This is a genomic window from Fundicoccus sp. Sow4_H7, assembly GCF_052115865.1.
Classification (GTDB): domain Bacteria; phylum Bacillota; class Bacilli; order Lactobacillales; family Aerococcaceae; genus Fundicoccus_A.
In genome coordinates, this window is sequence record NZ_JBQKME010000005.1 from 98,665 (window position 1) to 111,685 (window position 13,021).

Genomic DNA, 13,021 nt, shown 5'->3' on the forward strand with positions numbered 1-13,021 from the left:
ATTTTTCATTGAAAAATTGTGTAATAAGTTTGAATAATTGATGAATTAGCTAATTAATAAGAAGATTATGTTATAATTAAGCTGTTAAAAGAATAGGAGTGATAAGAAATGAAACGTATAAATAAATACATTGCTTTAATTTCAGCAGGCTTATTATTAACCCCCATAGCGGCATCAACGATTGCGTTAGATACTGTATCAGCCCAAACGGTCGCTCTAAATCAAGGAACGCGCTTGTTATCCTTAGGAGCAAGCTTAAATGAAGCAGAAGCATCCCAAACAAGGCAACTATTAAATGCGACAGATGTAGCAGTTGATAATACGGTATACATAGATGGTGTTACCATTAATAATTATTTAAATGATGGATCAACAGCAGAAACAGATGTTTACTCATCAGCTCTCATCGAACAATTTGGACCTGGACATGGGATCCAAGTACAAATTGTCACCCCAGAAAATATCCAACAAGTTAGTGCATCGACTTATCAAAACGCTGCAATTACTGCAGGTTTTTCGAATGTAACCATTCGGATTGCAACTCTATATCCAGTGACGGGTGAAGGAGCATTAACAGGTGTTTATGCCTTATTAGAAAATGCGGGCGTCCAACTTAACCAACAAGATATACAAGTAGCCCAAAAGGAGATTCAAGTTATTGGGTCAGTTGAAGAAAAAACACAGTTAACACAAGACCAAATTAACTTAATTATATCGCAAATAAAACGTGAAATTAATCAATATATCTTAGAAAATGGATCCATTACGGATGAGGTGATCCTTGAAATTGTTCAAAATAATTTTAAAGATATTGAGATTGATGAATCAACTTTACAAGAGATTATTGATTTAATCAGAGAATTTGCGGATACAGAAGCAGCTTCTGATGAAGGTACACAAGAACAAATTGACTCAAGTTTATTAAATCGACCATGGAGCGAAGTTCTTGCTTCAACTGAAACAATCGCATCTGTTGAAGATATTTTAGCAATGGATAGACAAGATTTTTCTGATCAAGCTGTTTATCACCCAATCATGCAAGCTTTTCTTGATCGTTTCTATGAAATAGCTGAAGCTGGCGAATCAGCAACTTACCTATATTCACATACTTTCATCTTTGAAAATATGACAGCAAACATGACTCCGGCAGATACACAAGCTTTAAATTGGATTCGTACATTGATTTACCAATACACTGAAGCTAGCACACTCGAAATGCGTAAAGCAGAATTTGCAGCTATGGGTATTGAACCGATTAGTTTACAAACGCAGTGGTTAGATCAAATTAATGCCTACCAATCGCTTGCAAGCAATGACCCGGTAATGTATGAGTTGTTTACTCAAATTGCCAATGCCAGTGGTTTAGCTCCAGAAGTATTTATTTATGGGGATGTTCAACAAGAGGAGTCATTGATTACATCGATGATTTATTCTGATGAAATTTCTCATTATTCTGTCGTAGATAGCTACCAAATCAATACCTTAGATGATGCGATTTCTTACATCGATCCAACAACTTTAGAAGCTACAACGGTTAATCCAAGCTTTGATTTCTTAGCAAATTACGGTGTCGAAGTTGAAAATCAATATCAACCATTAATAACGATCCCGGCTGACTTCACTATTCCAGGTTACGAAGCACCTGTTGAGGAAGAGACCGTTGAAGAAGAAACTGTTGAGGAAGTTCCAGAAGAAGAGGAAACCGTTGAAGAACTTCCAGTAGAAACTTCCGAAGAAGACTTAAGTGAACTTCCTGCAGAAGATAGCGCAGAATAACTTCTTTTTAATAATCAAACCAATAAATATCTTTGCTCATATCCAATGGGCAAGGGTATTTTTTTCTTGATAAAAAATAATATGAAAGATATCATATCGTCTTATTTTAATCACTTGTTATGTGTGTGCTTAGTAAAATATGTTAAAATAGATATGTTAATGTAACCATTGTGTGAGGAAGTGAAAAATGGAAAAAGAAACACAAACTAAATATTTAACTGTCACCGCTCTTACGCAATATATTAGTCGTAAATTTGATGCTGACCCTTATTTACAGAATGTATGGGTTGTGGGTGAAATTTCAAATTTCCGTTACCGTCAATACGGTCACCAATACTTTAGTTTAAAAGATGAAAATGCGAGTATTAAGGCTATTGCATTTAAACAACATTTTAATAAAATTCCTTTTAAAGTTGAAGAAGGCATGAAAGTTCTTGCAACGGGAAAAATTGGCGTCTATGGACCTAATGGTGACTATCAAATTTATGTTGAACATATGGAACCCGACGGTGTTGGAGCTTTATATCAAGCTTTGGAACAGTTAAAAGAAGAATTCAGGCAGCAAGGGATGTTTGAAAAACTTCAACGATCATTAGCCCCTTATCCTAGAAAAATAGCTGTCATAACAAGTCCGACCGGCGCGGTTATACAGGATATTTTAACAACCATCAAAAGAAGATATCCGATTGTGGATATAACTGTCTTTCCAACAAGGGTTCAAGGCAAGGAAGCTGTTGGAGAAATTGTAAAAGCATTTGATGCCTTCGATAAAGTAGCTGAAGAATATGATACCTTAATTTTAGCTCGTGGAGGTGGTTCGATTGAAGACTTATGGTGTTTCAACGATAAAGCCGTCGCTTTTTCTATCCTTAATTGTAAAGTCCCTGTCATTTCTTCGATTGGACATGAAACGGACACTACGATTGCGGATTTAGTAGCAGATGTTAGAGCGGCTACACCTACTGCAGCTGCAGAATTGGCCGTACCCATGTTAATTGATGTCGTTAGTAAGTTAAATCAATACCATGATCGCTTATTTTATGCGATGAATCAAAGACTGATACAGATGAGAAAACAGCTTGAACGGTTTTCAAATTCTTATGTATTAAAACAACCAGAACGATTATACCAAGCCTATAGTCAACAACTTGATATGGCATCCAATCAATTGATGGGGTTGACACAGCAATTATTAAATCGAAATAGTCAGCAGTTATTATTTTTCAAACAGCGGCTACAATTAAACCACCCCAACAAGCGTATTAGTGAAGCTTATAAATTGTTAGAACAACAACTTGAACAACTGAATCGTAATATGAATCAAAATTTGTTGTGGTCACAAAGAGCTTTGGTTGAGCAGATTAATTTATTAGATGCTTATAGCCCATTAAAAATTATGTCACGTGGCTATGCTGTTGTTGAGCAAAACGAGACTGTAATCAAGTCCGTAAAAGATATTGAACTGGACCAAGAAGTGACGTTGAACTTTAGTGATGGTAAATCGAAAGCGAATATTATAAGCAAACTTGAAACAAATGAAGAAGGAGAGTTCATTAATGACTGAATTAAGAAAAGAGCCTGAAAGCTTTGAACAAGCATTAAAAGATTTAGAAAAAATTGTTCAACAATTAGAGCAAGGAGAGCTACCTTTGGAAAGTGCTTTAAATGCATTTCAAGAAGGAGTTGCTTTAAGCCAATACTGCCAAAAAACACTTAGCGATGCAGAAGAAACTGTTGCAAAAATGATGACAAAACAAGGAGAAGTGCCATTAAATGGAGAATAACTTACTAACAACTCTAAGAACGTTATTTGATAGTGCTTTAGACGACCAAATTCGTTATGTTATGACTCCCATTGAAATGTTAAAACCAATGGTTTATTCTTTAAAAAATGGAGGAAAAAGATTAAGACCGCTACTCTTACTATCAACATTATCGATACAGTCAACAGATTTAATTAAATCAGGATTAAAATCTGCGATTGCCTTAGAGTACATCCATACCTATTCATTAATTCATGATGATTTACCAGCGATGGATGATGATGAGTTACGTCGCGGACAGCCGACCAACCATATTCAATTTGATGAAGCAACAGCAATTTTAGCAGGAGACGCACTACTTACTGATGCTTTTGGTATCATTGTTGTAGATGAGCTGCTTTCTGATGAAATTAAAACCAAGCTGATTTTTGAATTAAGTCGTTCGGCAGGCTCGCATGGAATGGTCGCTGGTCAATTAAGTGATGTTAAAGCTGATATTAATCAGACAGAATTCGATGATTTAGTAACCATTCACAGTTTAAAAACAGGCAAGTTATTTACTTTTGCAATAAAAGCAGCTGCGATTATTGCGATGCTTGAAGAAAATGAAATGCAACAATTAGTGGCATTTAGTGAGCATTTTGGACGCGCTTATCAAATTCACAATGATATTATGGATGTAGAGGGGAATGAAGTATCTACAGGCAAGAGTGTTCACAAAGATGAAGATCTTGATAAAGTTACCTATCCGATTTTGCTTGGCTTAGAACAAAGCAAAATCGAATTAAATAAAGAACTGACTGCTGGCCGTGACATTTTAAATCAACTGAGCCAACAAACTCAAAAAGACTATGGACAACTGGAAGTCTTTTTAAATCTTTTAGAATTGAAAGAAGCATAAATAGGATGAAAAAAGAACGTGTAGATAAGTTAGTTGTTCAAGCTGGCTTAACTGAATCAAGAGAACAAGCTCGCAGAATGATTATGGCAGGCCAAATCTATGATGAAAATAATCAGCGGTACGATAAACCTGGTGAAAAAATTGATATAACTAAAGAACTTCATATTAAAGGTAAAAAACTCCCTTACGTTAGTCGAGGTGGTTTAAAGCTTGAAAAAGCCATTAAGACCTTTAACATCGATATGACAGGTCAGATTTTATTAGATATTGGTGCTTCGACCGGTGGTTTTACAGATGCAGCCTTACAGTTTGGTGCTAGTCGAAGCTATGCTTTGGATGTAGGATATAATCAACTCGCTTATAGTTTAAGAACAGATGAACGTGTTTTTGTCATGGAGCGGCAAAACTTTAGGTATTCAACTGCTGATGATTTTAAATTAGGACAACCGACGATTGCCAGTATTGATGTGTCATTTATATCATTAAAACTAATCTTGCCACCTTTAATAACTATTTTAAAAGCCAACGGGAGTGTTCTCGCCTTAATCAAGCCTCAATTTGAAGCTGGCAGAGATCGAATTGGTAAAAATGGTGTCATAAAAGATGAAAAAGTTCACCATGATGTGTTGGAAGAAGTATTGCAATTCATCTGTGAAATAGGTTTTGTTGTAAAAGAAGTAACATTTTCACCGATTACCGGTGGAGAAGGTAATGTAGAGTTTTTGGCTCACTTAATCAATCAAAATCAGCCAAATAATGATTCCTGGAAAGACATTAATATTAATGAAGTTGTTCAAGCAGCACATAACACTTTTGAAAGATAAGTAGGGATAAGTATGTTAAGTAGTCTAACCATCCAAAATTTTGCCATTATAGATGAAGTTTCAATTGTTTTTGATAGCGACATGACAGTATTATCTGGTGAAACGGGTGCAGGTAAATCCATTATTATCGATGCTTTAGGGATATTAGTAGGTGGTAGAGGTTCAACAGATTTAATTCGATATGGTAGTGAAAAACTGGTGGTGGAAGGGCTATTTCAATTTAATTATTCATCAAAAATAGGACAACTTCTTGAAAGTAAAGGAATCGATTGGGATGAAAGTGAAGAATCCCTTATTATTCGACGCGAAATCCATGCAAATGGTAAAAATACGATTCGAATTAATGGACAGTTAACGAATGTGACTTTTTTGAAATCAATCGGTCAATATTTAGTGGATATCCATGGACAAAATGAACACCAAACGCTTTTAGATAAAAATTATCATTTAATGTTATTAGATGAATATGGTGTTAATGCTTACGGATCAATTTTAAAAGCTTACCAAACTGTATTTAATGACTATAAAAAACTTAGACAAGATTTTTTATCTGCTCAAAGAAATGAATCCGATCATGTTCAAAGGTTAAACTTTTTAGAATTTCAACTAAATGAAATTGAACAGTATCATTTGGTTGCTAAAGAAGATGAAGAACTTGAAGCGCTCAGTCAAAAATTACAAAAAGCCAATGAAAATGAACAAGCTTTAGGAACAATCAATTATTTATTTAGTGAAGCTGAATCCAGTGTCATCACTCAATTGAATCAAATTCTTCATGTTTTAGATAGCATAAAAGCTCATAATCCACAATTAGAAAACAATTATCAACGTTTAGAAGCCGTCTTAATTGATGTAGAAGATATCGCTCAGGAAATCGCGCTTGAATCTTTAGATAATTTTAGTGACGACCAGTCATTAGATGAAGTTGAAAGTCGCTTAGCTCAGCTAGGACAAATTAAGCGTAAGTATAATATGTCGATTGCTGAAATTATCGCTTATTATGATGAAATATCAGAAGAGATTTATCAAATCCAACACCGTGATCATTACTTACAACAATTAGGAGATCAAATAAAACTTGCCTACGAGAAATGTTTGCAATTAGCGGACCAACTGCATGTTGAACGTGAAAATAATGCGCTTAGCATGACACAAGCGATTGATTTTGAATTATCTGCTTTATATATGGATAATAGCCGCTTTAAAGTTGATTTCTTGATGGTGGATTTAGATAGCTCATTATCAGAACTCATTGGTGAAGAATGGCTTCGTCTAAATGAAACAGGTTATGACCAAGTCGAATTTTATGTTAAAACGAATGTGGGTGAAGAATTTAAACCACTCGTGAAAGTCGCTAGTGGGGGAGAACTTTCGCGCTATATGCTAGCGTTAAAATCCGTCTTTTCTCAACATGAAGATTCTAAAACAATGGTATTTGATGAAATTGATACGGGTGTCTCAGGTAGAGTCGCGCAAGCAATAGCAGAAAAAATGTACGGCATGTCGAATGAACATCAAGTCCTGTGTATCACACACTTACCACAAGTCGCTGCTATTGCTGATCAGCAACTGTATATTCGAAAAGACGTTGAAAATGAACGTACCTTTACTACCGTTACTTCTTTAAATGACAGTGAACGTAGTGAAGTCATTGCCCAAATGATGTCAGGGAAAGTCATTACACCAGCCTCATTAAAATTAGCAAAAGAACTTTTATCCGAATTACAAAAGCACTAAAATCCTAGGAGATGTTAGAAAATGGTAAAGATTTATGCTCATCGAGGAAACAAATCAGAATTTTCAGAAAATAGCTTAGAAGCTTTTGATTCCGCTGTCTACTTAGGCGTTGCTGGCATCGAGTTAGATGTGCACTTAAGTAAAGATCATGAATTAATCGTTATACACGATGAAACGATTGATCGCACAAGTAATCAAGCCGGCTATGTCAAAGACTTGACGCTAGCTGAATTAAAAGAAGCAAAGCTTTTAAACCCAGACGGAACTGTTAGTGACAATAAAATTCCAACACTAGATGAAGTCATTGACTTACTAGCAGAAAAGAAGTTTACCGGTGAATTAAATATTGAATTAAAAACAGATCAAATTGAATATGAAAATATCGAAGCTAATGTTTTGCAATTAATCGAGCAAAAAGATGTGTCCTTTGATGTTATTTATTCAAGTTTTAACTGGAATTCCTTAAAACGGATTAGAGAGATTGATGCGGATGCCACGATTGCACTTTTAGTAGTCCAATCCCTATTAGATAAATATGCCGATCGCATTCCAGAGCTTCATGCGAATGCCTTGCACATCGATTACCTCTTAACTGAAACACTTCCAGAAAACCTTTTAAATAAATATCCCCTTAGAATTTGGACGGTAAACGGCCAAGATAATTTGAAACATTATTTATTTGATTCAAAAATCGAATTAGAGGCGCTTATGACAGATGAGCCGTTTCAAGCCTTAGAATTGATTCGTTTACACAGTCAAATAGTATAGTAAAATGGAGTTGAGAGTATGACAGACAATATTCCACTAATCGTCATTAGTGGTCCAACAGCCGTAGGGAAAACAGCTTTGAGTGTTGAACTTGCAAAACACTTTGATGGTGAAATCATCAATGGTGACAGCATGCAAATTTTTAAAAGCTTAGATATTGGCACTGGGAAAATCTCAACAGAAGAAATGCAAGGAGTTCCCCATCATTTATTAAGTTTTTTAGATGTTGAGGCTAGTTATGATGCGAGTCAATTTAAAGAAGATGCACATCAATGTATTGTAGATATTTATTCAAGAGGGAAATTGCCTATATTGGTGGGCGGTACTGGACTCTATTTGGAAGGTTTATTGTATGATTTGGAGTTTGGTGGCGATAATAGCCATTCAAAAGAAGTACGGGCTAAATTATATCAACGATTGGATGCGATTGGTGAAAAAGCTCTTTGGGATGAATTAAATGAAATTGATCCACATGCAGCGGCAAAAATTCCATATCAAAATGCCCAACGGACCATTCGTGCGCTAGAAGTGATGGAGCTAACAGGCAAATTGTTTTCAGAGCAAAGTTCACATCAAAATCAGGAATCTAGCTATGCTGAACTTATTTTGGTGCTCGACCGTCCAAGAAGTGAATTATATGATAGAATAAATGCACGTGTCGATCAAATGCTAAACGGAGGTTTAGAACAAGAAGTAAAGACCTTATATGATAGAGTGGCTGGACAAAGAGTTGCTAGTAGTAAGGGGATTGGCTATAAAGAATGGTGGCCTTATTTTGAAGGTTCAATTGGACTGAACGAAGTTGCTGAGGCAATTAAGCAGAATTCACGACGCTATGCTAAAAGACAGTTAACCTGGTTTAGAAATCGTTTAAAAGAGACACAATGGATTGAAAATCAAAATGAAGCTGATGCTCTAGCGACAGCAAAATCCATTATTAGTCAACATTTGTTAACAATTAAGGAAGGGAAATTGAATGATAGAAGTTGAAAGGCAGGACCCCGAACGTGTCCTATTAGTCGGTGTAGCTACCGATGAGTATGACAGTTCAAAATTTAATTTGTTAATGAAAGAATTATCTGATTTAACGATTGCTGCTGGAGGAGTTCCAGTTGAAAAAGTTGTTCAAAACCTTGCAAGAACCGATAATCGGACACTTGTTGGTAGTGGAAAACTAGACGAAATTGAATCAATTGTTGAGAATGAAAAGATTGATTTAATGATTACGCTCAATGATTTAACGAATAGTATGAATCGTAACTTAGAAGAACGTTTAAATATTCGTGTTATCGATCGTGTGCAATTGATTCTCGATATTTTTGCCTTACGGGCTAAAAGTAAAGAAGGTAAGTTGCAGGTGCAAATTGCACAATACGAATATTTTTTACCAAGATTGTCTGGACAAGGCAAGCATTTGTCTCGATTAGGTGGTGGGATTGGAACTCGTGGTCCTGGTGAGACGAAATTAGAATCAGACAGACGTCATATCCGGTCACAAATGTTTCGTGCCAAAAAAGAATTGGCGAATATGGAAGAACATCGCGAAAGAAACCGTGTCAAACGCCAAAGTGGACGTGAGTATAATATAGGTTTAGTAGGTTATACCAACGCTGGTAAATCAACCTTATTAAGGGAATTAACAGCCAGTGAAACCTTTGTAAAAGACCAATTATTTGCGACGCTTGATCCACTGACAAGACGCTTTTCAATAAATGGACACGATGCTTTCACCTTGACGGATACGGTTGGATTTATTGAAGATTTACCAATCCAATTAATTGATGCTTTTCGTTCAACATTAGAAGAATTACGCTATGTGGATTTGCTTTTACATGTTGTGGATGCAAGTAGTCCAGATTATTATGCTCATGAAAGAGTTGTTCATGAATTATTAAATGATTTGGATATGCAAATGATTCCGATGATTACAGTTTACAATAAGAAAGATTTAGTAGATGAACAGTTCATTCCAAATAATCAACCTCAAATACTCCTTTCCGCGCTTAATCATGAGGACTTGCAGTCCCTTAAATCCTTAATATGGAATGTTTTGATGGATGCATCTGAACCTTATACGGTAGAAGTACAACAAGATGAAGCAAATTTGCTTGCCTTATATCGCCAAAAAACACTCATTCAAGAGATTACATTTGATGAAGAAAAACAAAGCTATCAAATTGTAGGATTTAGAAGAAGGTTAAATGATAATTAAGAAGCAATTGGGGGAGATTAAATGATTACAATGGACAATTTTGTTCCAGAAAACCATCCAATTTTACGAGAAGTTGCTGAGGAAGTTCAATTTCCTTTAGATAATGACACAGTAAAATTAGCAGATGAAATGTTAGAGTTTTTAATTAACAGTCAAGATGAAGAACTTTCTGAAAAGTATGAATTACGTGCAGGCGTTGGACTAGCAGCTCCACAAATAGGAATCGGCAAGCAAATATTTGCGATTCATTTAATGGAATACGATGAAGATGGAAATCCTACTGAACCGATAATGAGCCAAGTGATGTTCAATCCGAAAGTCATCAGTCATTCGATTGAAAATGCTGCCTTGCAAGACGGTGAAGGTTGCCTATCAGTCAATCGAAACGTACCTGGCTTTGTCCCACGCCCACGTCGAATTAAATTTTCATACCAAGATGAAAAAGGCGCTAAACATGTCTTAAGATTACGTGATTATGAAGCCATTGTTATCCAGCATGAATTAGATCATTTGAAAGGGATCATGTTCTATGATCATATTAACGAGACGGATCCATGGGCGAAAGATCCTAAATTGACTATTATTTAATGTTTGTATTGATGGATGCTTTCGAATAATATAGATGGAAACAGCCTATAAATATACATTTTATGTGAAATTTTTATTGACAACCTCTCTCTATCTCGGTATAATGGAGAAGTTGTTATGTCATAGTAGCTCAGCAGGATAGAGCATTCGCCTTCTAAGCGAACGGTCGGGGGTTCGAATCCCTCCTGTGACGTTTTACACCGATTTTTAACCTGAGTTAGCCTATAAAAATGCTTGATAAATCAACATTCTTAGTTTTAGCTAAACCTTGTTTTTTAAAACATTTGGCCAAAAGATTTCAGAAATCTTTAAAAACAGAAATCACTAATTCATTTATGAGTTAGTGATTTCTGTTTTTTTTGTTGAATTAGTGGGTTATTAAGCCAAATAGGTGTAAGATTTTACTATTGTTATACCATATGTCACTCAACATTGCAGTTGACCGACAATAAGGGTTTTTAATGTCAGTGAACTAGGCGATTGACATACAATAAACATCTTAAATGTTAGTGAACTAAGCGATTGACATACAATAAACCTCTTTAATGTCAGTGAACTAAGCGATTGACATACAATAAACCTCTTTTATGTCAGTGAACTAAGCAGTTGACATACAATAACCAAAACTTTAATCTCACTCGGATTCATAATAGTCCGACAATTTCTGGATGGTAATACAATATGTATCTTAAAAGTTTATATTGTTCTAAAATTTGTATTTTTAGTATGTTTTACGACTCAATTCAATTTCTCAATAAAAACTAAAATAATATAAAATTAAAATCTATTTAGATATAGACAAAATAATTTTATAAGATATAATTGAAATGTACTAATGAAAATTAGTACAAGTGCTTCTTTGATTAAGCACGTGCGTTTGGGCTACCTAATCGGTAGTCCTTTTTTTTGTTAATCAATATAATATAAAATTATTAAAATGATTTCTTAAACGAAAAGAAATATGCTATAATTTTCCTTAAATCGGAGGGATAACTATGGATAACGCATATGTAAAAAGAGTTTACAATAAATTAACAGAATCAAATGCTCATGAAACTGAATTCTTGCAAGCAGTCAAAGAATTCTTTGAGGCTATTGAAATTGTAATTGATGAAGATGATAATTATGAAAAACATGCTATTCTTGAACGCTTAGTCGAACCAGAACGTATTATTAGTTTTCAAGTACCTTGGTTAAATGACCAAGGAAAAATAGAGGTAAACCGTGGTTATCGTGTTCAGTTTAATTCAGTGAATGGACCTTACAAAGGTGGTATAAGGTTTCATCCAACGGTCACTCAAAGTGTACTTAAGTTTTTGGCATTTGAACAAACATTTAAAAACTCTTTAACTAATCTTCCGATAGGTGGGGCAAAAGGAGGATCAGATTTTGATCCTAAAGGTCGTTCAGACAATGAAATTATGAATTTCTGTTATAGCTTTATGACAGAGTTAAATAAGTACATCGGTAGTGACTATGATGTTCCAAGTGGGGACATAGGAGTAGGTAAACGGGAAATATCTTTTTTATATGCCATGTACAAAAAATTAAATGGACCACATTTAGGTGTGCTTACTGGTAAGCCCACAGATTTATTTGGTAGTTATGGTCGAACAGAAGCAACGGGCTATGGATTAATCTATTTTCTTAATGAAATGTTAGCTGTTGCCGATCAGTCTCTTGAAGGGAAGAAAGTGATTATTTCAGGTTCCGGAAATGTTGCTTACTATGCTGCTAGAAAGGTACAAGAACTAGGTGGGATTGTTGTCAGTATGAGTGATTCAAATTCAACTGTCTACAACACTAATGGCATCGACTTAGACCAGATTGAAATTCTCAAAATTAATTCAGCTAATCGTATTAAAAATTATCACACGTCAGATAAAGAGACAAAAATTGAAGAAAAGTCGGTTTGGGATATTGATATTCAGGCAGATATAGCCTTGCCTTGTGCCACTCAAAATGAAATCAATGAAGAACAAGCCAAACGTTTAATGAACAATGGCGTTAAATTCGTTTTAGAAGGAGCTAACATGCCTTCGAAACCAGAAGCAATAAAAGTGTTTAAAGAAGCAGATATTTATTTTGCGCCAGGGAAGGCTTCGAATGCTGGAGGTGTCACAGTATCGGCTTTAGAGATGTCACAAAATTCCATGAGGTTACAATGGACAACGGACAAGGTTGACAAAGAGCTTAAAATAATTATGCAGGGAATCTTTGAGCAATGTGTCAAAGCCTGTGAAGATTATAATCTAGGTAAGGATTTTGCAGTGGCTGCAGACATTGCGTCCTTCAAAAAAATAGCCCATCAAATGATCGAAATGGGCATGTATTAATTTAAAAGCGTTAGAGTCTCTCCTAAACAAGAGATTTTAGCGTTTTTTTGTTTTAAGAATTAATAGTATAAAGTTAATAAACTCTTAAAGGTATGGTATGTTGACAAATTTATTAA

11 protein-coding genes and 1 tRNA gene are annotated in these 13,021 nt (G+C 35.1%); all 12 read left to right on the forward strand.

Features of this window, described 5'->3' with window-relative positions; genetic code table 11:
- Positions 1-108: 108 nt before the first annotated feature.
- The 12 genes from ACTQ54_RS06645 (at position 109) to gdhA (ending at position 12,905) form a co-directional block, all read left to right on the forward strand.
- Positions 109-1,776, forward strand: coding sequence for a DUF1002 domain-containing protein (locus tag ACTQ54_RS06645; RefSeq protein WP_441755352.1), 1,668 nt, complete (start codon positions 109-111; stop codon positions 1,774-1,776).
- A gap of 187 nt (positions 1,777-1,963) precedes the next feature.
- Positions 1,964-3,340: an exodeoxyribonuclease VII large subunit gene (gene xseA / locus ACTQ54_RS06650; RefSeq protein ID WP_441755353.1), complete on the forward strand. Its 1,377-nt coding sequence runs from the start codon at positions 1,964-1,966 to the stop codon at positions 3,338-3,340.
- A complete protein-coding gene (locus tag ACTQ54_RS06655; RefSeq protein ID WP_441755354.1) occupies positions 3,333-3,560 on the forward strand; it encodes an exodeoxyribonuclease VII small subunit in 228 nt (75 codons plus the stop codon). Before xseA ends, ACTQ54_RS06655 begins: the two co-directional genes overlap by 8 nt.
- Positions 3,550-4,440 (forward strand): polyprenyl synthetase family protein, encoded by an 891-nt coding sequence (locus ACTQ54_RS06660; RefSeq protein ID WP_441755355.1) that lies wholly within the window; start codon positions 3,550-3,552, stop codon positions 4,438-4,440. Before ACTQ54_RS06655 ends, ACTQ54_RS06660 begins: the two co-directional genes overlap by 11 nt.
- Before the next feature lie 5 nt (positions 4,441-4,445).
- The gene (locus tag ACTQ54_RS06665) at positions 4,446-5,264 is read left to right on the forward strand and encodes a TlyA family RNA methyltransferase (RefSeq protein ID WP_441755356.1); all 819 of its coding nucleotides are present in this window, start codon (positions 4,446-4,448) and stop codon (positions 5,262-5,264) included.
- A 12-nt stretch (positions 5,265-5,276) separates the two neighbouring features.
- Positions 5,277-7,001 (forward strand): DNA repair protein RecN, encoded by a 1,725-nt coding sequence (gene recN, locus ACTQ54_RS06670; RefSeq protein WP_441755357.1) that lies wholly within the window; start codon positions 5,277-5,279, stop codon positions 6,999-7,001.
- A 21-nt stretch (positions 7,002-7,022) separates the two neighbouring features.
- Complete coding sequence (locus ACTQ54_RS06675; RefSeq protein WP_441755358.1) at positions 7,023-7,769, forward strand: glycerophosphodiester phosphodiesterase family protein; 747 nt, start codon at positions 7,023-7,025, stop codon at positions 7,767-7,769.
- A gap of 18 nt (positions 7,770-7,787) precedes the next feature.
- Positions 7,788-8,759 (forward strand): tRNA (adenosine(37)-N6)-dimethylallyltransferase MiaA, encoded by a 972-nt coding sequence (miaA, locus tag ACTQ54_RS06680; RefSeq protein WP_441755359.1) that lies wholly within the window; start codon positions 7,788-7,790, stop codon positions 8,757-8,759.
- A complete protein-coding gene (gene hflX, locus ACTQ54_RS06685; protein ID WP_441755360.1) occupies positions 8,746-9,981 on the forward strand; it encodes a GTPase HflX in 1,236 nt (411 codons plus the stop codon). The genes miaA and hflX overlap by 14 nt, the downstream gene beginning before the upstream one ends.
- 21 nt (positions 9,982-10,002) lie before the next feature.
- A complete protein-coding gene (gene def, locus ACTQ54_RS06690) occupies positions 10,003-10,569 on the forward strand; it encodes a peptide deformylase (RefSeq protein ID WP_441755361.1) in 567 nt (188 codons plus the stop codon).
- 119 nt (positions 10,570-10,688) lie between these two features.
- Positions 10,689-10,762: transfer RNA gene (locus ACTQ54_RS06695), tRNA-Arg, on the forward strand.
- A gap of 796 nt (positions 10,763-11,558) precedes the next feature.
- A complete protein-coding gene (gdhA, locus tag ACTQ54_RS06700) occupies positions 11,559-12,905 on the forward strand; it encodes an NADP-specific glutamate dehydrogenase (RefSeq protein WP_441755419.1) in 1,347 nt (448 codons plus the stop codon).
- The last annotated feature ends 116 nt before the right edge of the window (positions 12,906-13,021 follow it).

Coding starts and splice junctions, on each gene's coding strand:
- ACTQ54_RS06645 (WP_441755352.1), top strand. CDS start 109: ATGAAACGTATAAATAAATACATTGCTTTAATTTCAGCAGGCTTATTA.
- xseA (WP_441755353.1), top strand. CDS start 1,964: ATGGAAAAAGAAACACAAACTAAATATTTAACTGTCACCGCTCTTACG.
- ACTQ54_RS06655 (WP_441755354.1), top strand. CDS start 3,333: ATGACTGAATTAAGAAAAGAGCCTGAAAGCTTTGAACAAGCATTAAAA.
- ACTQ54_RS06660 (WP_441755355.1), top strand. CDS start 3,550: ATGGAGAATAACTTACTAACAACTCTAAGAACGTTATTTGATAGTGCT.
- ACTQ54_RS06665 (WP_441755356.1), top strand. CDS start 4,446: ATGAAAAAAGAACGTGTAGATAAGTTAGTTGTTCAAGCTGGCTTAACT.
- recN (WP_441755357.1), top strand. CDS start 5,277: ATGTTAAGTAGTCTAACCATCCAAAATTTTGCCATTATAGATGAAGTT.
- ACTQ54_RS06675 (WP_441755358.1), top strand. CDS start 7,023: ATGGTAAAGATTTATGCTCATCGAGGAAACAAATCAGAATTTTCAGAA.
- miaA (WP_441755359.1), top strand. CDS start 7,788: ATGACAGACAATATTCCACTAATCGTCATTAGTGGTCCAACAGCCGTA.
- hflX (WP_441755360.1), top strand. CDS start 8,746: ATGATAGAAGTTGAAAGGCAGGACCCCGAACGTGTCCTATTAGTCGGT.
- def (WP_441755361.1), top strand. CDS start 10,003: ATGATTACAATGGACAATTTTGTTCCAGAAAACCATCCAATTTTACGA.